This is a genomic window from Xanthomonas sp. SS (genome assembly GCF_014236835.1).
In the GTDB taxonomy this organism is placed as follows: Bacteria; Pseudomonadota; Gammaproteobacteria; order Xanthomonadales; family Xanthomonadaceae; genus Xanthomonas_A.
On record NZ_CP051190.1, the window covers coordinates 2,306,953 to 2,326,293 of the forward strand.

The 19,341-nt window shown below is 69.4% G+C and carries 21 protein-coding genes; 13 read left to right on the plus strand and 8 right to left on the minus strand.

Features of this window, described 5'->3' with window-relative positions:
* Nucleotides 1-64: 64 nt before the first annotated feature.
* The 4 genes from HEP74_RS09470 (at nucleotide 65) to HEP74_RS09485 (ending at nucleotide 3,441) form a co-directional block, all read left to right on the plus strand.
* Nucleotides 65-688: a hypothetical protein gene (locus HEP74_RS09470; protein WP_185816213.1), complete on the plus strand. Its 624-nt coding sequence runs from the start codon at nucleotides 65-67 to the stop codon at nucleotides 686-688.
* A gap of 73 nt (nucleotides 689-761) precedes the next feature.
* Nucleotides 762-1,532 carry an NAD kinase gene (locus tag HEP74_RS09475; RefSeq protein WP_185816567.1) on the plus strand — a complete coding sequence of 257 codons (771 nt, stop codon included), beginning with the start codon at nucleotides 762-764 and terminating at the stop codon, nucleotides 1,530-1,532.
* Between the two features lie 134 nt (nucleotides 1,533-1,666).
* Nucleotides 1,667-2,632, plus strand: a complete 966-nt coding sequence (locus HEP74_RS09480; protein ID WP_185816214.1) for a 5'-nucleotidase — start codon at nucleotides 1,667-1,669, stop codon at nucleotides 2,630-2,632.
* On the plus strand, nucleotides 2,629-3,441 hold the full coding sequence (locus tag HEP74_RS09485; protein WP_185816215.1) for a spermine/spermidine synthase domain-containing protein: 813 nt from the start codon (nucleotides 2,629-2,631) through the stop codon (nucleotides 3,439-3,441). Before HEP74_RS09480 ends, HEP74_RS09485 begins: the two co-directional genes overlap by 4 nt.
* A 620-nt stretch (nucleotides 3,442-4,061) precedes the next feature.
* On the opposite strand, the gene HEP74_RS09490 is transcribed toward HEP74_RS09485, so the two are convergent.
* From HEP74_RS09490 to can, 8 genes are all read right to left on the minus strand, one after another.
* A complete protein-coding gene (locus HEP74_RS09490; protein ID WP_185816216.1) occupies nucleotides 4,062-4,598 on the minus strand; it encodes a DUF2939 domain-containing protein in 537 nt (178 codons plus the stop codon).
* 110 nt (nucleotides 4,599-4,708) lie between these two features.
* A complete protein-coding gene (locus tag HEP74_RS09495) occupies nucleotides 4,709-5,395 on the minus strand; it encodes a DUF2461 domain-containing protein (RefSeq protein ID WP_185816217.1) in 687 nt (228 codons plus the stop codon).
* Complete coding sequence (gene sbcB / locus HEP74_RS09500) at nucleotides 5,392-6,831, minus strand: exodeoxyribonuclease I (protein ID WP_185816218.1); 1,440 nt, start codon at nucleotides 6,829-6,831, stop codon at nucleotides 5,392-5,394. The genes HEP74_RS09495 and sbcB overlap by 4 nt, the downstream gene beginning before the upstream one ends.
* 161 nt (nucleotides 6,832-6,992) lie before the next feature.
* Nucleotides 6,993-8,372 (minus strand): FAD-dependent oxidoreductase, encoded by a 1,380-nt coding sequence (locus HEP74_RS09505; protein WP_185816219.1) that lies wholly within the window; start codon nucleotides 8,370-8,372, stop codon nucleotides 6,993-6,995.
* A gap of 34 nt (nucleotides 8,373-8,406) precedes the next feature.
* Nucleotides 8,407-9,678: a kynureninase gene (kynU, locus tag HEP74_RS09510; RefSeq protein ID WP_185816220.1), complete on the minus strand. Its 1,272-nt coding sequence runs from the start codon at nucleotides 9,676-9,678 to the stop codon at nucleotides 8,407-8,409.
* Nucleotides 9,679-9,708: 30 nt separating this feature from the next.
* Nucleotides 9,709-11,844, minus strand: coding sequence for an FUSC family protein (locus HEP74_RS09515; protein ID WP_185816221.1), 2,136 nt, complete (start codon nucleotides 11,842-11,844; stop codon nucleotides 9,709-9,711).
* Between the two features lie 33 nt (nucleotides 11,845-11,877).
* Nucleotides 11,878-12,402 (minus strand): 3-hydroxyanthranilate 3,4-dioxygenase, encoded by a 525-nt coding sequence (locus HEP74_RS09520; protein ID WP_185816222.1) that lies wholly within the window; start codon nucleotides 12,400-12,402, stop codon nucleotides 11,878-11,880.
* Between the two features lie 45 nt (nucleotides 12,403-12,447).
* Nucleotides 12,448-13,110 (minus strand): carbonate dehydratase, encoded by a 663-nt coding sequence (gene can, locus HEP74_RS09525; protein WP_185816223.1) that lies wholly within the window; start codon nucleotides 13,108-13,110, stop codon nucleotides 12,448-12,450.
* A 273-nt stretch (nucleotides 13,111-13,383) separates the two neighbouring features.
* Here can and HEP74_RS09530 point away from each other — a divergent pair, with 273 nt between their 5' ends.
* The 9 genes from HEP74_RS09530 to HEP74_RS09570 all read left to right on the plus strand — a co-directional run bounded on the left by HEP74_RS09530 (nucleotide 13,384) and on the right by HEP74_RS09570 (nucleotide 19,198).
* Entirely contained in the window at nucleotides 13,384-13,923 is a 540-nt protein-coding gene (locus tag HEP74_RS09530; RefSeq protein ID WP_185816224.1) for a glycoside hydrolase family 108 protein, read from the plus strand.
* Nucleotides 13,924-14,046: 123 nt separating this feature from the next.
* Complete coding sequence (locus HEP74_RS09535) at nucleotides 14,047-14,631, plus strand: DUF2589 domain-containing protein (RefSeq protein ID WP_185816225.1); 585 nt, start codon at nucleotides 14,047-14,049, stop codon at nucleotides 14,629-14,631.
* Between the two features lie 12 nt (nucleotides 14,632-14,643).
* The gene (locus HEP74_RS09540; protein WP_185816226.1) at nucleotides 14,644-15,273 is read left to right on the plus strand and encodes a DUF2589 domain-containing protein; all 630 of its coding nucleotides are present in this window, start codon (nucleotides 14,644-14,646) and stop codon (nucleotides 15,271-15,273) included.
* A gap of 39 nt (nucleotides 15,274-15,312) precedes the next feature.
* Entirely contained in the window at nucleotides 15,313-15,573 is a 261-nt protein-coding gene (locus tag HEP74_RS09545) for a hypothetical protein (RefSeq protein ID WP_003471826.1), read from the plus strand.
* Nucleotides 15,573-16,031 carry a hypothetical protein gene (locus HEP74_RS09550; RefSeq protein ID WP_185816227.1) on the plus strand — a complete coding sequence of 153 codons (459 nt, stop codon included), beginning with the start codon at nucleotides 15,573-15,575 and terminating at the stop codon, nucleotides 16,029-16,031. Before HEP74_RS09545 ends, HEP74_RS09550 begins: the two co-directional genes overlap by 1 nt.
* A complete protein-coding gene (locus HEP74_RS09555; protein WP_185816228.1) occupies nucleotides 16,024-16,218 on the plus strand; it encodes a hypothetical protein in 195 nt (64 codons plus the stop codon). Before HEP74_RS09550 ends, HEP74_RS09555 begins: the two co-directional genes overlap by 8 nt.
* Before the next feature lie 48 nt (nucleotides 16,219-16,266).
* Complete coding sequence (locus HEP74_RS09560) at nucleotides 16,267-17,019, plus strand: hypothetical protein (protein ID WP_185816229.1); 753 nt, start codon at nucleotides 16,267-16,269, stop codon at nucleotides 17,017-17,019.
* A gap of 196 nt (nucleotides 17,020-17,215) precedes the next feature.
* Nucleotides 17,216-18,121 (plus strand): hypothetical protein, encoded by a 906-nt coding sequence (locus HEP74_RS09565; protein WP_221893186.1) that lies wholly within the window; start codon nucleotides 17,216-17,218, stop codon nucleotides 18,119-18,121.
* A gap of 366 nt (nucleotides 18,122-18,487) precedes the next feature.
* Nucleotides 18,488-19,198, plus strand: a complete 711-nt coding sequence (locus HEP74_RS09570; protein ID WP_185816231.1) for a response regulator — start codon at nucleotides 18,488-18,490, stop codon at nucleotides 19,196-19,198.
* The last annotated feature ends 143 nt before the right edge of the window (nucleotides 19,199-19,341 follow it).

Here is a 19,341-nt window from a genome sequence, read left to right on the forward strand (position 1 = left end):
CGAGCTGTCCGATACTACGCGTGCCGTCCGCGCCGCGTTCCGCGGCTTCGCGCCGGCACAGACCATGATCTACCTTCTCATTCCCGCGTTCGTCGTGCTGCTGCTGGTGCTGCTGGCCCGGCGGCCGTCTTTGGAGGTGCGGCTGCAGCGTGCGCTGCAGGAACAGCGGCAAGGCAACCTGGCGCCGCTGCGCGCGCTGTCCAAGGCGTCGTTCGGCGAGGCCGCGTATGCGTGGTTTCTGCACCTGGACGCCAGCGGCGAGCAGGCCGCGGCGCTGGCCGCGTTGAAGCGCGCGGTCTACGCCCGCACCTGGCTGGGCAATGGCTTCAGCGTCGCCTACCGGGAATACGGCTGCCGCTGTTTTCTGGGCGTGGGCACCGAGCCGGATCATGCCGCGCTGCTGGCGCAATGGGGCGAGCGCGGCTGGCGCGAGGGCGCCGGCTGGGAACCCGAACTAGCCTGGATCCAGGCCTTTGGCCCGCCTTCATGCCGGGATGTCGCACGCGCCTGGTACTGGTTGTGCCTGGCCGAGGCGCGGCAGAGCGAGGGCATGGGCGACATCAAGTCCGCGCCGCTGGCACAGCAGGTCCGCGAACGCCTGCTCGCCGTCGTGCCGGAGTCGGTGCGCCAGGACATGCAGGAACAGGCTGCGCGCACCGTCTACGACGATTACGCATCCGGACGCTAACGCCGGCGGCGCCTGCGTGGCCGCGCGCGCGTAACGGCGTGCCGGGTATGATCGCGGCATGAACGTTCCCGTCCTGCCGTCTTCTCCCCGCATCTGTTTCCTCGCCAGCACCGCGCCGGCCGCGCTCGCCGCGCGCGATCAGCTGATCGCACGCTATGGCGACCATGCGCCGGCCGACGCCGATGTGCTGTGCGCGCTCGGCGGCGACGGCTTCATGCTGCAGACCCTGCATCGCCACGGCGGCCTGGGCAAACCGGTGTTCGGCATGAAGCTGGGATCGGTCGGTTTCCTGATGAACCAGCATCTGGACGACGACCTGGTGGTACGCCTGGCGCAGGCCGAGCCGGCCAAGCTGCGGCCGCTGGAGATGCTGGCGCAGACCGAGTCCGGCACCACCACCGGCTCGCTGGCCTACAACGAAGTGTCGCTGCTGCGGCAGACCCGCCAGGCCGCGCACGTCAGCATCGACCTCAACGGCCAGACCCGGGTCGACGAACTGATCTGCGACGGGGTGATGGTGGCCACGCCGGCCGGCAGCACCGCCTACAACTCCTCGGCGCACGGGCCGATCCTGCCGCTGGGTTCGCATACCCTGGCGCTGACTCCGATCGCCCCGTACCGGCCGCGGCGCTGGCGCGGCGCGATCCTCAAGGCCGACACCGAAGTGCGCCTGCGCGTGCTCGATCCGTACAAGCGCCCGGTCAGCGTCACCGCCGACTCGCACGAGACCCGCGACGTGGTCGAAGTCACCATCCGCGAATCGCGCGATCGCCTGGTCACCCTGCTGTTCGATCCGGAGCACAACCTGGAGGAGCGGATCTTGAGCGAGCAATTTATGGTTTAGAGGCGGGGATTGGGGAGTCGGGATTGGGGATTCGCAACGGCGGGTCTGCCGCTTCGACGCCTTACTCTTTTACGTTCCGATCCAGTACGCCGCTTTTGCCAATCCCGAATCCCTAATTCCGAATCCCTGCTCCCATGTCCGACAACTCCCCCCGCCTGCTAACCGTCGCGATCACCTCGCGTGCCCTGTTCGATCTGGAAGAGGGCCATGCCCTGTTCGAGAAGGAAGGGGTGGAGGCGTACAGCGCGTACCAGCGCGAGCGCGAGGACGATGTGCTGGCGCCGGGCGTGGCGTTTCCGGTGGTGCGCAAGCTGCTGGCGCTGAACCAGGGCACGCCGCCGGAGACGCCGCCGGTGGAGGTGATCCTGCTGTCGCGCAATTCCGCCGACACCGGGCTGCGCATCTTCAATTCGATCCAGCACTACGGGCTGGGCATCGTCCGTGCCACCTTCACTTCCGGCGAGGCCACCTGGCCCTACGTCAAGCCGTTCGGCACCGACCTGTTCCTGTCGGCCAATCCGGAATCGGTGCGGCGCGCGCTCAGCCACGGCATCGCTGCGGCGACGATCCTGCCCAAGCCGCCGGGCGAGCGTGCGCAGGAAGCCGCCGCCGCGGCCGGGGCGATCGATTCGGAGCGGTTGTCCACGCAGCTGCGCATCGCCTTCGACGGCGACGCGGTGATCTTCGGCGACGAAGGCGAGCGCTTCTCGCGCGAGCAGGGCGTGGAAGCGTTCGGCCGCTACGAGCGCGAGAATGCGCGCGAACCGCTGACCGGCGGTCCGTTCCGCAATTTCCTGTCCGCGCTGCATGCCTTGCAGTCCGCGTTCCCGGCCGGTGAGGCCTCGCCGATCCGCACCGCGCTGGTCACCGCGCGTTCGGCGCCGGCGCATGAGCGGGTGATCCGCACGCTGCGCGAGTGGGGCGTGCGCCTGGACGAGGCGCTGTTCCTCGGCGGCCGCCACAAGGGGCCGTTCCTGCAGGCGTTCGGCGCCGACATCTTCTTCGACGACTCGCAGCACAACATCGACAGCGCCGCACGCGAGCGGGTGGCCGCCGGGCACGTGCCGCACGGCGTGGCCAACGTCATCGCCAAGCCGTGAGCGCGGCCTCCGGCGGCAACCGCGGCGCAGGCGGTCGCTGGGCCACGCTGCGCCAGCTGCTGCGGCCCGACCGTGCGCAGGCGCCGCGTCCGGGGCGGCCGTACGTGGAGCGCGGCTGGCGCTACACCAGCCTGCAGTTCAAGGGCGAGGTGACCCAGAGCCGGATGCTCACCTGGTGGCCGCACCTGCTGGAGGTGGGCTATACCCGCAGCATGCTCGGCGCGTTGCTGCTGCGGCCGGAGCCGCGCTGCATCGGCATCGTCGGCCTGGGCGGCGGCTCGCAGGCCAAGTTCTGTTATCGGCACCTGCCGCAGGCGCGGATCGAGGCGATCGAGGCCGATGCCGACGTGCTGGCGCTGCGCGACGCGTTCCATATCCCGGCCGACGACGCACGCTTCCAGGCGCTGCACGGCGACGGCGCGCAGATGCTGCCGCAGCGCCGCGGCCGCTACGACCTGTTGCTGCTCGATGCCTACGATGCCGACGGCATCCCAGCGGCAATGCGCACGCGCGGTTTCTACGACGCTTGCCATGCCGCGCTGACACCCGGCGGCGTGCTGGCGGTGAACCTGTACGACACCGACACCCGGCAGCATGTGGCGCACCTGCGCAAGATCTTCGACGGCCGCGTGCTGCGCATGGACGAGCCGGAGGGGGACAACCATGTGGTGTTCGCCTGGACCGGCGATGTGCAGGCGCTGGATGCGCGCGCCGCGCTGGCGCGCCTGTCGTGGCCGGCACGCTGGCAGTTGCGGCCGACGTTCCGGCGCCTGCAGCGGGCACTCGAGACGACCGCCTGGCGCCGCTGAGCGGCGCTGCTGCCGCATGCCGCCCGTCACTGCGGGAGTGGTTTCAGTCGCGACGAGCAGAGGCGGACACCATCTTGGTTCCGGTGCTTTGTTGGGCGGATGCATCGAGCAGTCGGGACTGAAGTCCCTCCCACAGTGCAGTCAGCCGGCTTGCCGCAAGTCCTTGTGGGAGCGACTTCAGTCGCGACTGGCGGAGGCGGATACCATGTTGGTTCAGGTGCCTTGTTGGAGCGGATGCATCGAGCAGTCGGGACTGAAGTCCCTCCCGCAGTGCACCCAGCCGGCTTGCTGCAGTTCCTTGTGGGAGCGGCTTCAGCCGCGACGGGCGGAGGCGGTTACCATCTTGGTTCGGGTGCCTTGTTGGGGCGGATGCATCGAGCAGTCGGGACTGAAGTCCCTCCCACAGTGCACCAGCCGGCTTGCCGCAAGTCCTTGTGGGAGCGACTTCAGTCGCGACGAGCGGAGTTGGAAGCCGCTATGGTTTCGGCAATCTGTGGGTGGGGTGTAAAGCCTGCACCGACCGGGTTGGTCGCAAGCTTCCTGTAGGGACTCCGGGTGGCCTCGTGTCATCAGTCGCGATGATGCTTCTTCCGACGCCGATGTCGCGGCTGAAGCCGCTCCTACAGGGGCAGCAGGATGTTGCTTAGCTTCCAGCGCAGTCCGTCGCGGGTGAAGACGCAGGGCACCGCGGTGCCGTCGGCGGTGTGGATGGTGGCCACGAAGCGCGAGGTCGATTCGAAGCGGTGTTCGGCCTGCCGCAACGGTTGCGGCGGACGTGGCGCGGCGTAGGTGTCGCCGCCGACGGTGTCGCCGCTGGCGCGTTTCCACAGCGCATCGCCCTGCAGCAAGGCGCCGATCCCGGCCGGGGTGACCATCGCATCCACGCCCATGCCGCTGACGCTGCCGGCCAGCGACAGCAGCGCGCCGCCGAACAGGCCGGCCTGCAGGTCCGGCCCGGCGCGACGCACTAGCGCATCGTCGACCTGCGCCTTCAGGTTGACCCGCAGGGTGGGGAAGTCGACGTAGCGCTCCAGCGCCGCCGCATCGCGCTGTTCCAGCGCCTGGCTGATGCCGCGGATCGCCAGGTAGGGTCCGGCGACGACATAACCGCCGAGGGCGAGCAGGGCGAGGAACAGCAAGGCCAGCCATTTTTTCATCGTGTGCCTCGTTGGGTAGCAAGCTTTTGTAGGAGCGGCTTCAGCCGCGACAGGCGTCATCGGTAAAGCCGTCGCGGCTGAAGCCGCTCCTACAGTGAAGCGTTGCCTGTCTAGAATTCCAGATCCAGCGCCGCGCACAGGTAGTCCACGAACGGGGCCAGCGTCTGCAGGTCGGCCGCCACCAGCGAGCGCAGTTTCGGCCCGGTCATGGTGGCGTCGTCGAGCTGGCGCCAGAACACCCAGTTCTTGTGCTTGAGGTCGTCGATGAACTCGAACTCGGCGGGGAAGCCGCGCGGCGGCCGCACCAGCACTTCCGTTGCCTCGAAGTCGAAGCGGCGGCGCAGCTTCGGCGCGTGCGCGGCGGCTTTCCAGCTGCCTGGGTTGTCGAAGATGAACTGGCGCACCTTGCGCTGCGTGTCCGGTTCCGGATGCCACAGGCCGGCGCCGACGAAGCTCTCGCCCGGCTGCAGATGGATGTAGAACGACGGCGCCGGCACCTGTTTGCGCCGCTCGTGGAACAGGCGCGCGCCCTGCCAGGTCTTGTACGGCGACTTGTCGTGGGAGAAACGCGCGTCGCGATGGATGCGGAACAGCGAGCCGCCGACCCCACGCGGGTCGGAGCGGAAATGTTCGCTGACCTGGGCCAGGTCCGGCTGCAGGTCGGTGATCAGGCGCAGGAACGGCTGGCGCACGTGCTCCTCGTACTTGTGCCGGTTGTCGTTGAACCAGGCCTTGTCGTTGTGCCGCGCCAGGGCACGCAGGAACTTGAAGCTGGCGTCGCTGAAATAAGAGGTCATAAGGTACGTTGCAGGTCTTGGCCCCAGGCGGCCAGCTGATCGAGCAGAGCCTGCTTGGTAGCATCGTCGGGGTGAGCCAGGCGTAAATCCGCGAGCTGCGCGTAGTAGCCGTCGAAGCCCAGTTCCGCCAGGCCGCTGTCGCCGTGCAGGCGCTGGCGCCGGTAGTCGTCCCAGCGGCTCTGCTCAACGATGGACAGCGTCTGCGGCCAGTTGCGCGCGCGGTAGCGGAACAGCAGCTCGGGCAGGCGCGGATCTCGGAAGCCCGATTCCAGCGGCGCCAGCTGTGCCGGCGGGGTCGCCCGCACCTGCGCCATCGCGCGCTTGTCGGTGTCGGCCAGGAAGCCGTCGTACAGCGAGGCGTCCACGTCGGCCGGGGCCGATGCGCGCTCGTTGCCGAACACGCGGCGAACCTTTTCGGCCAACTCCGGCCCGGCCTCGCGCAGGCGCGCGGCCTTGGCCAGGATCTGCGCCGGGTCGAGCTGCAGGCGGGCGAAATCCCGATCGCGCAGATGCGACCAGGCGACCAGCGCCGGCGCCTTGTTCAGGTGCACTTCCTTCAACGGAATGCGCTGCTCGCCCTCGGGCAGGTCGGCCTGCGGCGTGTACAGGCGGTCGGCGATCTGCTCCGGGGTGTAGCGCAGCAGCGGCTCGATATCGCCTTCCAGGTCGAACACCAGCACCCGGCTGTCGATGCGCGGATGCCGCGCCAGCGGCAGCACCGGCGCCGCGCACAGGCGTGCGGCCGGATAGCGCATCGATACGTGCAGCACCGGCTGCATCGCCACCACGTCGAGCAGGCCGCCGCAGAAGCGCTTGTCGCGCAGTTTCAGCGCGTAGTCCCACAGCCGCGGTTGCCGCTCGCGGAACAGCCGCGCCATGCCGATGGTGGCGTAGACGTCGGACAGCGCCTCGTGCGCGTCGCCGTCGCGCACGCCGTTGGCCAGCGCCAGCTGCTCCAGCTTGAACGAGGTGGCGCCGTCGTCGCGCTGCGGCCAGACCACTCCGTCCGGGCGCAGCGCGTGCATCAGCCGCAGCATGTCCAGCAGGTCCCAGCGCGAATTGCCGCCGCGCCACTCGCGTTCGTACGGATCGTGGAAGTTGCGGAACAGGCCGTGGCGCACGAACTCGTCGTCGAAGCGCAGCGAGTTGTAGCCCAGCGTGCAGGTCTGCGGCCGCGCCATCTGCTCGGCGATGCGCGCGAACGCATCGGCCTCGTTGACCCCGTCGCGCAGCGCCTGCTGCGGGGTGATGCCGGTGATCAGCGTGGCGATCGGCGAGGGCAGCAGGTCGTCGGCCGGCTGCACGAAGAAGCTGACCGGCTCCTCGACCACGTTCAGCGCCGCATCGGTGCGCACCGCCGCGAACTGGGCGATGCGCGTGCGCCGCGGATCGGCACCGAAGGTTTCCAGGTCGTAGAAGAGAAAGCTGTCGGGCATGGGAGATTGGCGGTGTGTGGTGGCAGAGCATCGGCCGCGGCTGCGTCGCCGCTTGCGTTACGCATGGGCCGGCTTGTGTAGGAGCGGTTTTAACCGCGACAGGCTTTATCGGTAATGCCGGTCGCGGCTGAAGCCGCTCCTACAGGGTAAGGCAAGATGCTTCAATGCGCGCCGTCCAGCGGCGCCAGGCGTTCGTGCACCATGCGTTCCAGCCAGTCCCAGTCGATCCGCGACAGGTCGCTGTGGCCCTGCGTGGCCTGCACCAGGATCTGGCGCTGGATCTCGCTGCGTTCCAACGCCAACGCATACGGCGTGCGCAGGAAGGTGACCATGGTGTAGTGCGGTACGAAGCGGGTCGGGTGGCGCTCCTGCAGCGCCTGCTCCAGCTCGCGCTGCAGCAGGAAGCCGGCATCGCCGACGCGGTCGCGCATCTCGATGTAGTTCTCCAGCGCCATCTGCTGGATCGCGCTGGCATTGGGTTTGCGCTCGGCCTCGAATGCGGCGTAGGCGCGGCCCAGGTCCGGCTCGCGCTGCAGGTGCGCGGCCAGGGCCACGCAATCCTCGAACGCGCAGTTCATGCCCTGGCCGTGGAACGGCACCATCGCATGCGCGGCATCGCCGAGCAGCACCGCACGCCCGTCCAGGTGCCAGCGTTCCAGGCGCAGCGTGCCGAGCAGGCCCGGCGGGTGCTGTTCCCAGTGCTCGGCCAGTTGCGGCATCAGCGGCAGCGCATCGGCGAAGTCGCGTTGGAACAACGCCAGGGCTTCATCGCCGCTGCGGGTGGTGGCGAAACTGGGCTCGCCTTCGTTCGGCAGGAACAGGGTGACGGTGAAGGTGCCTTCGTCGTTGGGCAGGGCGATGCACATGTAGTGCCCGCGCGGCCAGATGTGCAGCGCGTTGGCCTCGATGCGGAAGCTGCCGTCGGCGTTGGGCGGAATCTCCAGTTCCTTGTACGAATGGTCCAGGAACTCGGTGTGCTCGGCCATCGGCGACTTGCGCTGCATCGCCGCGCGCAGCGCCGAGCCGGCGCCGTCGGCGCCGATCATGCTGCGGAAGCGGATGTCGTGCGGCTGGTCGTCGCGGTCGTCGATGAAGCGCGCGTAGCCGGCGTCGAAGTCCACCGTGTGCAGGCGCCGGTAGAAGTGGATCTGCGCGCCGGCCTGTTCGGCCAGCTGCAGCAGGGTGATGTTGAGATCGTTGCGGTGCACCGACCAGATCACTTCGCTGTCGTCGCGGCCGTAGCGCTGCAGCTGCTGGCGGCCATCGGCGAAATGCACCATGCGCCCGCGCATCATCACCGCCTTGGCCATCACCGCGGCATCGGCGCCGGCTTGGCGCAGCGCATGCAGGCCGCGCTCGGCCAGCGCCAGGTTGATCGAGCGGCCGCGCTCGTAGTCCTGGATGCGCGGGTCGCCGCGGCGCTCGTAGACGGTGACGCGCCAGCCCTGGCGCGAGAGCAGGATGGCGAGCAGGGAGCCGGCCAGGCCGGCGCCGATCAGGGTGATGCTGCGGGGGGAGGCGCTCAAGGAAAAGTCCGGCATGACGCGCGGCCGTGGCCGCGCAGGAGGGGGCGGCTCAGACGCCGGCCCAGGTTTCCACTTCCTCGACGAAGCGGTAGACGTCGCGATAGCGGGTGTACAGCGGCACCGGGCTGATCCGGATCACGTCCGGCTCGCGCCAGTCGCCGAGCACGCCGACCGATTGCAGGTACTCGAACAGCGCGCGGCCGCGTTCGCGCCCGCCGATCACGCGCAGCGACAGCTGGCAGCCACGCTGCGCCGGGTCGGCCGGGGTGACGATCTGCAGGGTCTCGGCCAGGCGCGCGCGGATCAGCGTCTCCAGATAGCCGGTGAGCTGCAGCGACTTGCGCCGCAGCGCCGGCAGTCCGGCGCGCTCGAACAGCTGCAGCGAGGCGCGCAGCGGCGCCATGCTCAGGATCGGCGGATTGCTCAACTGCCAGCCGTCGGCGCCGGGCGCGGCGACGAACTCCGGGCGCATCTGGAAGCGGGTGCGCTTGTCGTGGCCCCACCAGCCGGCGAAGCGCGGCGTGTCGCCGTGGCCATGGCGCTCGTGCACGAAGGCGCCGGCGACCGCGCCGGGGCCGGCATTGAGGTACTTGTAGTGGCACCACACCGCGAAATCGGGCGCGGTGTCGTGCAGGGTCAACGGGATGTTGCCGACCGCATGCGCGAGATCGAAACCGACCGCGGCGCCGGCCGCGCGCGCCAGCCGCGTCACCGCGTCCAGGTCGAAGGCCTGCCCGGTGCGGTATTGCACGCCCGGCCACAGCACCAGCGCCAGGTGCGGGCCGTGTTCGCCGATGGCGCGCTCGATCGCGGCCAGCGACACGGTGCCGTCGGCGCCGTCGGGCTGCACTTCGATCAGCTCGGTGGCCGGATCGAAGCCGTGGAAGCGGATCTGCGAGGCCAGCGCATGCTGGTCGGACGGGAACGCGCCGGCCTCGATCAGGATCGCCGGGCGCTCGCGGGTGGGGCGGTAGAAGCTGACCATCAGCAGGTGCAGGTTCACCGTCAGCGTGTTCATCGCCACCACTTCGTGCGGTAGCGCGCCGACCAGCTGCGCCAGCGGCGCGGCCAGCAGCTCGTGGTAGGTCATCCACTGCGTGTCGCCGGTGAAGTGGCCTTCCACCGCCAGCGTCGACCATTTGTCCAGCACCTCCTGCACCGCGGCGCGCGCGCCGCGCGGCTGCAGGCCGAGCGAATTGCCGACGAAGTAGGCCTGGTCGGCGCCCTGGTGCTGCGGGAACAGGAATTCGCGGCGCAGCTCGCGCAGCGGGTCGGCGGCGTCGAGCGCGGTGGCGTGGTTGCGGGTCAGGATCTCGTTCATCGGCAGTGGGTGACAGGACGAGCGCACAGTCTACCGGTCGCGGCGTAGCGCTTCGTCGGCGACCGTGGCGGTGGCCGGCAGCATGGCGCTGCGCAACAGGTGGGTGAGGGTGCCGACGCTGTCGGCGACGCGGTCGCCGGTGTCGGCCAGCGCGGCCAGCGCCGAGCCGTCGTTGGCCTCCTGCAGATGCGCGGCCAGCGCCTCGGCCAGGCGTCGTTCGTCGTTGCGCAAGGTCGCCTGCGCCGGCGGGGTGCCGCTGTGCAGGCTGTCGGCCAGTTGGGTCAGCGCCGCATGCGCCTGGCCCCGGAACTGTTCCAGCTCCGGCAGCGGCGGCAGCGAAGGGCTGTCGCGCAGCACCGCTTCCAGCGCCAGCGAAGCGCGGATCAGGCGGTTGCCGTTGGCCAGCACCGATTCGGCCAGCTTCAGTTCGCGCAGGTTGCGCTTGCGCCGCGGCTCGCCGCGCAGGCGCTCGATCGAGGCCTGCACGTTGGTGCGCGCGGTACGCGACGCGGCGCGGGTCTCCGGCAGCGCCTGCAGGCGGCCTTCGAGCAGCGCGGCGAGGTGGTCGCGATACGCGAGCAACAGCTGCGCCAGGGTGGCGCGGATATGCCGCCGCTCCCAGGTCGGCCACAGCGCGTAGGCGACCAGCGCCAGCGCGCTGCCGAGCACGGTGGCCTGGATGCGTTCGCCGATCGCCTCGCCCGGGGCCATGCCCTCGAACGACAGCAGCAACACCAGCATGCCGGTCAGCGAGGCGACGCCGAGGCCGTAGTTGACCTGGGTCAGCAGGCGGAAGCCCAGGCAGAACACGGTCAGCAACAGCAGCCGCACCACCACGCCATCCATCGTGAAGTGGGCCAGCACGGTGGCCAGCACCAGTCCGGCGAAGGTGCCGGCCACGCGCAGCGCGCCGAAGCTGAGGGTGCCGCCGAAATCCGGTTTGAGCACGATCGCGGTGGTCATCGGTATCCAGTAACCGTGCGGGATCGCCTGCCAGCGTGCGAACAGCACCGCCAGGCTCAGGCACACGCCGCAGCGCAAGGCATGCCGGAACGCGACCGAGGAGAAGCCGAGGTTGGCGCGCAGGGTCTGCAGCGGCGCCAGCGGGCGCAGCGCCGCCGGCAACCGGGCCTCGGCCAGTTCGGCCTGGATCTCGCCGCGGCTGCTGGCCCAGTGGCCGTTGCGCACCAGCGCGCGCAGCTGCCCGCCCAGGCCCTGCGCGCGGGCCACGGCGATACGCATCAGGCGCCGTTCGCGGGTGTCCTGCGCTTGCGCCTGGGCCTGCGCCAGCGCCTCGGCCAGATCGTCGAAGCCGGTCATCGAGGCCTCCGCCGCGGCCGGGTCTTCGGCGTTGTCCAGCGCGTAGGCGAGCTGGTCCAGCACCACCGCGCTGCGTTCCAGCACGCGCTCGATCGGCAGCCGCGCGCCGGCGGCCTCGTCCAGGCGCCCGTGCAGGTCGGTCAGGGTCAGCAGTTCCAGCCGCGCGCGTTCGCACAGCTCGGCGATGATCCGGAACGACTGCACCGCCAGCCCGCGCGAACGGTGCTCGCCGTGCAGCATCACCATCGCCTCCAGCACCGCCTCGGTGGCCGGCGGCGCCAGCGTCGCGCTCGGCCGCTGGCGGGCGATGCCGGCCAGCTGCCGCATCAGTTCGGCCAGCGCGAACCGCTCCGGGCGGTAGCGCTGCAGCGGCCAGGCGGCCAGCGCCATCAGCATCTGCAGCACGCCGCCGGCGAAGATCAGCGCGGCCACGCCGACGCTCTGCGCCGCCGGCAGGCGCACGTCGGCGCTGACCACCAGCAGGATCATGCTGGTCAGCCCGACCCGCGCCGCGACCGGACCCAGCGCCACCAGCAGGCCGCCGCCCAGGCCCAGCAGCAACGCCGCCAGCGCCAGCGCCGGGGTATGCGCGCCGATCAGCATGCCCAGCAGCGCCGCGCCGCCGGCGGCCAGCGCGGCCATCAGCATGCGCTGCATGCGCGCCCGGTACGGCCCGGGCTGGTCGGAGAACATGGTGTTCAGCGCGCCGGTGGCCATTGCCAGGCCGAGTTCGGCATGGCCGCCGGCCACGCCCACGGCGAGCGGGGCGACCACCGCGAAGGTGTTGCGCAGGGCGACGCGCAGCGGGACGTCGCGCGGCTTCAGCGCGATCAGGCTATGCAGCATCGCAGCCCGGCGCGACGGTCGGCGAGGGTGCGCTCACGGCGCGGCGACGGGTGCCGGCAGCGGGTGCAGCTGTCCGCAACGGACGCAGGTGCGCAGCGCCTCGGAGGCGTAGAAGCGCGCGAACACCGGCGGGAAATCGGTCTCGATGTTGCGCAGCGGGAAGTATTCTTCGTACAGCAGGTGGTTGCAGTGTTCGCAATACCACTGCAGGCCGTCGTTTTCGTGCGGCAGGCGGCGGCGCTCGATCACCAGGCCCACCGAATCGGGTCCCCGCTGCGGCGAATGCGGCACCTTCGGCGGCAGCAGGAAGGTCTCGCCGGCGCGGATCGGGATCTCGCGCACCGCACCGTCTTCCTGGATCCTCAGCACCATCTCGCCTTCGAGCTGGTAGAACCACTCCGGGCCTTCGTCATAGTGGAAGTCCGAACGCGCGTTCGGCCCGCCGACCGCCATCACGATGAAGTCGCCGGAATAGATGCACTTGTTGCCCACCGGCGGCTTCAGCAGGTGCCGGTGTTCGTCGATCCAGGCGTGCAGGTTCAGCGGGGCGGGGAGCATGCGGTGTCCTTGGGTGGTCGCGTCGGCGCGGGCGCCGGCACCGGATCAGCGATCCTCGCGGTCCTGGCAGATCCGCGCCAGTGCGGCATCGTAGCGCGGCGCCAGGTCCTCGATCCGCTCCAGTCCCATGCCCAGGTCGTGCACGCGGCCGTCGCGCAGGCTGTAGACCCAGCCGTGCACGGTCAGCTCCTGGCCGGCGGCCCAGGCGTCGCGCACGATCGAGGTGCGGCTGACGTTGACCACCTGCTCGAGCACGTTGAGTTCGCACAGACGCGCGTGCTGCAGGCTCAGGTCGCCGGCCTGCTGCAAGCAGCCTTCGTGCTTTTCGGCCACGTCGGTGACGTGGCGGATCCAGTTGTCGACCAGGCCCAGGCGCGCGCGGGTCAGCCCGGCATGCACGCCGCCGCAGCCGTAATGGCCGACCACCAGGATGTGCCGCACCTTCAGCACCTCCACCGCGAACTGGATCACCGACAGGCAGTTGAGGTCGGTGTGCACGACCACGTTGGCGATGTTGCGGTGGACGAACACCTCGCCCGGCGCCATGTCGATGATCTGGTTGGCCGGCACCCGCGAATCCGAGCAGCCGATCCACAGGTATTCCGGGGTCTGCTGCTTGGACAGGCGGCCGAAGAAGTCCGGATCCTCGCGATTGATCCGCTCGGACCAGGCGCGGTTGTTGTGCAGTAGCTGATCGATTTTGCTCATAGCCGCGCATTATTCCAGAAGCCGGCGTGAGGATGCAGCCGCCGTGGCGCCGCCGCGCGCGCCGATTCATCGGCCAGCCTGACGGGTGCCGGCACACACGCCTGCGTATGGCGGTCGATGCGCTTTTTGCGACGCGCGCAGCCCCGCGTCGTCGTGGCGTGCAGCCTCAGTTTCTGCGCGCCGCCGTATCGGGTTTTTGCCGATCCCGCCGCCGGTGCCGGCTCGCCACACTTCCTCCAAGCCCGCTGACGGGCGCACTTCCGGAGGATCGCAATGGCCGACTTCAACGCGTTTTTTCCCACCTTGCTCAAGCACGAGGGCGGCTTCGTCAACGACCCGGTGGATCCGGGCGGCGCGACCAATAAGGGCATCACCCTGGGCACGTTCCGGCTGTATGCCAAGAGCCTGCTGCAGCTGGAACCGACCCTGGCCAACCTGCGCGCGCTCAGCGACGCGCAGGCCGCGGTGATCTACAAGGCGTGCTACTGGAACGCGGTGCATGGCGACGAGATCGCGCTGCAGCCTCTGGCCGACATCCTGTTCGATTTCCAGGTCAACGCCGGAAACAACGCGACCAAGCTGCTGCAGCGCGTGCTCAACGACCAGAAGCCGGCGCTGCAACTGACCGCCGACGGCAAGTTCGGCGCGACCACCCTGGCGGCGCTGCTGGCCGCCGACCAGCGCGACCTGTACGCGCGCTACAAGCAGGGCCGCCGCGACTACTACCGGCGCCTGGTCGATGCCAAGCCCGCGCTCGGCAAGTTCCTCAAGGGCTGGCTGGCCAGGGTGGACGCGTTTCCCGACCTGAGCTGAGCCGGCGCCGCCACGCCGCCGCCCGCGCCTGTCGCTGCCGGCGCGGCGGCAGCTGCCCGGATCTGCCGGGCGACACCGATCCGCTGCCGTCGCCGACGGCAGTCCCTTTCTCCAGGAGCGAACATGGCTGGGCAGACCGCATTGAATGACCTGATCGAAGCGTTGGCCGGTGCGGTGATCGAGGCGCAGGACCGCATCGAACAGCACCAGATGGCCAACCTCGGCGACTACTTCGACGAGTTCCATCGGCCCAAGAGCGTGATCATCCGCCTGCCGTCGCAGCACCCGCAGGCCGGCGAGGACGACGAGGATTACTACCGCGCACCGCTGCTGCCGCTGGTCTCGACCAACGTGCTGCGGATCAAGGACGTGGAGATCAGTTTCGACGCGCAGCTCGGCGACATGGGCGGGCTGCAGTCCAGCGAAGGCTTCTTCGCGCCGCCGCCGGACCCCGCCGCGCCGCAAGGCGCCTGGCAGGCCAAGCGCACCGCGGCCAAGTCCAGCGTGCGCGTGGATACCAGCGCAAGCGCGAAGAGCCAGCGCCAGAGTGCCGTCCACGTGGTGTTGCGCGTGGAGGGGACCGAACCAACTGACGGAGCGGCCAGGCTGATGAATCACCTGGCGCAGACGCAGGGCGTGTTCAAGACGGTCATGGCCGACAGGCCGGCCGCCGCGGGCACGGACGATGTCACCAATCCACCTACCTAAGGAGTTACTGCAATGCCTGACGAACTCGTAAACATCTCCAGTCAGTTCAAGGGTCTGCCGATGGCCGACCTGATCGGCGGTCCGCTGGATGCGGCCTGCAACGCGCAGGTCAAGCTGGCCCGCGCCACCGCCGATTTCATCCGCGTCATCGGCTTCCTGCCGCCGGACGCCGGCAGCGCCGATCCGCAAGCCCTCGGCGCCACCCGCACCGCGAGCTTCCGCTTCAAGCGGCCGGTCGACGACCCGACCACCGCCGGCGGCATCGCCGAAGAAGAAGTGGAGCTGGAAGTGCCGTTGCTGGCGATCGTCAACGTGCCCAGCCTGAGCATCCGCACGGTGGACGTCACCTTCGACATGGAAGTGAAGTCGTCCTTCTCCGAGAAGTCCTCCACCGACGCGTCGGCCTCGCTGTCGGCCGACATGGAATTCGGCTGGGGCATGTTCAAGGCCAAGGTGCACATCCAGGGGTCGGTGGCCACGCACAAGGAAAACGCGCGCAGCTCCGACAACTCGGCCAAGTACCACGTCTCGGTGCACGCCGAGGACCGGGGCATGCCGGAAGGGCTGGCCAGGGTGATGGACATCCTGCAGAGCTCGGTGGCGCCGCGCAAGGTCGGCGCGCCGGTACCGGTCGCCGCGTAAGCCACTAGTTGGACCATCTCGTCGGGGGACTCGTCAACGATGTTCGACCTCACTGAAGTCAAGTTCGTCAAGCGGGTCGTGGTCGGCAGCGACAACCCGACGCAGATGCAAACGCCCGAGCAGGTCGAAGCGGCCCGGGCCTTGCTCAACCGCTGCCTGAGCGATACGCCGAAGGGCGCGATCATCGGCACCGAAAAGAATTTCGCCGTGCTCCAGGTCGGCGAGCACCAGGTGGTGATGCAGTGGCTGTGCTACCACGTGGGATTCCCGCGCAGGCCGGCCTGGCTGAAGGACGAATGATGCGTGCGCTGCGCTGCGATTTCGACCTGCTGCTGCATGGACTGTCGGCGGCCTTGCTGGATGCGCAACAGCGCTGCCGCGCCCGCCACGACCGGCTGTTGCGGGCCTGCTTCGGCGGCGAAACCACGCTGCCGGTGGCGGCGGCCACGGCCGATGCGCCATCGCTGCAGATCCCGTTGTGGGAACTGCGCGCCTGGCAAACCCCGCAGATCGGGCAACTGACCCTGGCATTCGAAGTCGAGCTGGATGTGCTGGATATGCCCGACGAAGCGCCGCGCCTGCTGTTGCGGGTGTTGCCGCGCAAACCGCGGCGGCCCGGCCACCGCCTGCAGATCGTGTTCCAGGGCGCGCACGCGCCGCTGGGCGAAGTGCTGTTCGACGGACAGCTGCTGAAACTCTGGAACCTGCAGCGCCCGCCCGGCACGCAGGAACCGCATACGGAGCCAGACCATGCGTAGACACGGTTTTGTCCTGTCGCGGCGCGACACCGACCAATGGTGCCGGGACCTGCGGATCGACCTGCTGTCGCTGGCCCGCGCGCAGCGTCGGCGGCGGCGCCGGCGCATGGCGTCGGCCTTGCTCGCGGTACTGTCGGCATGCGCCGCGTTGCTGGCCATCGTCTATTTCCTCGAGCTGCCCTGGTGAACGGCCGCAGATAAGCGCCATCCACATCCAATCCAACAGGAGAGTCGCATGCCCATCCGTTCGCAGCGTTTCCCGCGCCCATGCCTGTGGCCGTCGCTATGCCTGGCGCTGGCGCTACCGCTGACCGCCGCCGCGGCCCCGCCTTCGGCCCCGGCCGCGCTGCCGGGCGGCGACTGGCGCGGCAGCCTGGCGCTGGATGCCCGGCGCATCGCCGCGGTGCGTCTGGACCAAGCCGCCGGCAAGGCCAGCCTGCAGTTCGGCGCGCCACTGAACTGCACGCTGGCGTTGCTGCCGCAGGAGGCCGGCGCCTATCGCCTGGACTCGATCAACGGCGGCATCTATTGCGACCGGTTGCTGGGCCGGCGCCTGACCGCGCAGCGCAGCGCCGCCGACGACCTGCAACTGAGCATCGACGGCACGCCGCTGCCGGTACTGTTGCATACCGCGCTGGGTCCGGTGAGCGCGCTGCAGGGCAACTGGCGCCTGGCAGGCGGCAGCGGCGGCGGCCGCAACCCGGTGGCGTTGACGCTCGCGATCGCCGCCACGCCGCTGTCGCCCGGCGCGCCGCTGGCCAAACTGCGCTACGGCAGTCCGCGCGATTGCCAGCTCGACGCGCGCTACGCCGGCATGCGCGACACCACGCTGGTGCTGTCGCTGACCGTGAACGACGCCGGCTACTGCGGCCGTCTCAGCGATGGCCAGGCCGAGCTGCAGCCGCAAGCGGACGGCAGCGCCACCCTGCGCATCTTCGACCGCCTCGGCACGCGCGCCGACGCCGGCACCCTGCAGCGCATTCCGTAAGGGCGGCAGCGCCGCCATTTGTGCGGCATCGGCATCGGTGCCGCCATCGCCATCGTTCGCGTCCAGGAGTGTTGCGATGAATGCAGGGATTCAGGCGCTGGGCACGGCCGTGAGGCGCTGGCTAGCCGGTCCGGGCATCGCGCCACGGCTGCCGCCGCCGGGCATCCTGCCGCAGCTGCGCGTGGAGTGCGAGGCGATGACGCGCTATGCGCTGGAGCAGGGCATGGCGGTGCCGCCGGAGCTGGTCGCGCGCCTGTCGGTGCTGTTGGACGGCAGCGTGCCTGGTGCCGCCGGCAGCGAACACTGTGCGCACGAACTGGCGGTGAGCCATCGCCGGCTGGCGCAACTGATTCGACCGGCGACGCCGCAGGCGGTGTTCCTGCTCGATGCCGAGCGCCGCCGCCGACACTGGGCGACCCTGCTGGGACCGCTGCCGCTGGTGCGCGCGCTGACCGCGACCTCGCTGCTGTTCCTGTTCTCGGTGGTGGCCTCGGCCTTGTCCGATGAGGTCAGCGCGGACAACGTACGCCTGGGATTCCTGGATTCCTCCGGCAGCGTGCTGCTGTGGAACGCCTTGTTCCTGCTGTCCTGCGCCGGCCTGGGCGCCTCGTTCTCGTCCCTGTTCCAGGTGCATCGCTACGTCGCCAATGCCACCTACGATCCCAAGTTCGACGCGTCCTACGGCGCGCGCATGATCCTGGGCCTGATCGCCGGGCTGATCCTGGTCGAAGTGCTGCCCGGCGACCTGTTCGAAAGCGGCGGCATGCGCACTTTCGGCAAGCCGACCCTGGCGATGCTGGGCGGCTTCTCCGCGACCGCGGTGTACCGGCTGCTGCAGCGCCTGGTCGATTCGATGGAGACGCTGGTGCGCGGCGACGCCGCGGCGCAGACCCAGGCGACGCTGGAGGTGCAGCGCGCCGGCAACGACGCCGAACGCATGCGTTGGCAGGGCGAACTGGCCGCTCAGCTGATGGCCCTGCAGCAGTCGATCGACGCCGGCACGCCGCCGGCCGCGGTGCAGCAGCGGCTCGCCGATTTCGCCCGCGCCATGCTGCAGGCGGACAACCCGGCGCTTCCGGCCGCGCTGCCGAAGCCGGACTGATCGCCACCTTCGCCGCGCTGCCGCCGGTACATGCCACGGCGTTTGTGGCGTGTTCTCGGATGTGCCGGCGGCGCGACAGCCAGCGTGTTTTTCTCCGCTGCGCAGTACGCATTGCTCGCCGTTTCTACAGGGCCTGTCTACGCAGCGAGACGAATGCGCGAATCCATGCAAGTTCAGGTATGGCCGCCATCCATATCAGCCTGAGGCCGATGGCTGCGATTGCGCGGCGTGACAAGCTGATTGCGCCACGCAAGTGACGTAACGCTGTCGCATCGGTTCAAAAGGGGCGTGTCGCGCCGCGGGGAATGCGTGTTTTCGCGCGGCGGCGAGCGTAGGGAGATCCATGGCGAGGACAACGGGTAGAGAATGAACACACGTATCGTGATTGCCGCCGACCGCAGCATCGTGCTGGAGGGCATGGTCGCCCTGTTGAACAACACGCCCGACATCGACGTGGTCGGCCATGCCGCCGATGGGTTGGAATGCGTACAACTTGTGACCAGGAGACAGCCCGACATCGTGCTGATGGACGTGATGCTGCCGGGCCTGAACGGGATCGAGGCCACGCGCCGGCTGCTGCAGCGCAGCCCGCAGAGCAAGGCGATCTGCATCGCCGCCTCCGATGCCGCGGCCAACGTGCGCGTGGTCATCGATGCCGGCGCAAAAGGCTACCTGGCCCGCAACAGCACCTTCCACGAACTGCTGCGGGCGATCCAGCAGGTCAGCAACGATCAGTTGTACATCAGCCCGGGCCTATCGCAATCGCTGGTCAGCGAGTACCGCCGCCCGCAGGGCGACGCCGTTTCCGCCTATACGCTGCTGACCTCGCGCGAGCGCGAAATCGTGCAGTTGCTGTCCGAAGGCCTGTCCACCAAGGAAATCGCCGCGCGGCTGCATATCAGCGTCAAGACCATCGGCACCCACCGCGAGCACATCATGCTCAAGCTCGGCATGCACGGCATCGCGCAACTGACCCGCTATGCGATCCGCGAAGGCTTGTCGCCGCTGGACGGCGGAATGGCGAACACCCGGCGGGCGGACAGCGACCGGCAGCGGCTGGTCAGCAATTGCGGTTGAGCGGCGCAACCGGGTGCAGGGGAGGGGTGCTGGCGCCCTGCCTGCGCGCGCAGGCAGGGCGCATGGCGACGTCGTGGTCGAGTTTCAGTGCACCTTGCGAGGTGGATTCCAGATAGTCGCGTTCTCATCCTCGGCCGCTGATC

Bases quoted from the DNA above. Each gene is read 5' to 3' on its own strand.
- HEP74_RS09470 (WP_185816213.1), top strand. From the start codon at position 65: ATGATCTACCTTCTCATTCCCGCGTTCGTCGTGCTGCTGCTGGTGCTG.
- HEP74_RS09480 (WP_185816214.1), top strand. From the start codon at position 1,667: ATGTCCGACAACTCCCCCCGCCTGCTAACCGTCGCGATCACCTCGCGT.
- HEP74_RS09490 (WP_185816216.1), bottom strand. From the start codon at position 4,598: ATGAAAAAATGGCTGGCCTTGCTGTTCCTCGCCCTGCTCGCCCTCGGC.
- HEP74_RS09495 (WP_185816217.1), bottom strand. From the start codon at position 5,395: ATGACCTCTTATTTCAGCGACGCCAGCTTCAAGTTCCTGCGTGCCCTG.
- sbcB (WP_185816218.1), bottom strand. From the start codon at position 6,831: ATGCCCGACAGCTTTCTCTTCTACGACCTGGAAACCTTCGGTGCCGAT.
- HEP74_RS09505 (WP_185816219.1), bottom strand. From the start codon at position 8,372: ATGCCGGACTTTTCCTTGAGCGCCTCCCCCCGCAGCATCACCCTGATC.
- kynU (WP_185816220.1), bottom strand. From the start codon at position 9,678: ATGAACGAGATCCTGACCCGCAACCACGCCACCGCGCTCGACGCCGCC.
- HEP74_RS09515 (WP_185816221.1), bottom strand. From the start codon at position 11,844: ATGCTGCATAGCCTGATCGCGCTGAAGCCGCGCGACGTCCCGCTGCGC.
- HEP74_RS09520 (WP_185816222.1), bottom strand. From the start codon at position 12,402: ATGCTCCCCGCCCCGCTGAACCTGCACGCCTGGATCGACGAACACCGG.
- can (WP_185816223.1), bottom strand. From the start codon at position 13,110: ATGAGCAAAATCGATCAGCTACTGCACAACAACCGCGCCTGGTCCGAG.
- HEP74_RS09530 (WP_185816224.1), top strand. From the start codon at position 13,384: ATGGCCGACTTCAACGCGTTTTTTCCCACCTTGCTCAAGCACGAGGGC.
- HEP74_RS09535 (WP_185816225.1), top strand. From the start codon at position 14,047: ATGGCTGGGCAGACCGCATTGAATGACCTGATCGAAGCGTTGGCCGGT.
- HEP74_RS09540 (WP_185816226.1), top strand. From the start codon at position 14,644: ATGCCTGACGAACTCGTAAACATCTCCAGTCAGTTCAAGGGTCTGCCG.
- HEP74_RS09545 (WP_003471826.1), top strand. From the start codon at position 15,313: ATGTTCGACCTCACTGAAGTCAAGTTCGTCAAGCGGGTCGTGGTCGGC.
- HEP74_RS09550 (WP_185816227.1), top strand. From the start codon at position 15,573: ATGCGTGCGCTGCGCTGCGATTTCGACCTGCTGCTGCATGGACTGTCG.
- HEP74_RS09555 (WP_185816228.1), top strand. From the start codon at position 16,024: ATGCGTAGACACGGTTTTGTCCTGTCGCGGCGCGACACCGACCAATGG.
- HEP74_RS09560 (WP_185816229.1), top strand. From the start codon at position 16,267: ATGCCCATCCGTTCGCAGCGTTTCCCGCGCCCATGCCTGTGGCCGTCG.
- HEP74_RS09565 (WP_221893186.1), top strand. From the start codon at position 17,216: ATGACGCGCTATGCGCTGGAGCAGGGCATGGCGGTGCCGCCGGAGCTG.
- HEP74_RS09570 (WP_185816231.1), top strand. From the start codon at position 18,488: ATGAACACACGTATCGTGATTGCCGCCGACCGCAGCATCGTGCTGGAG.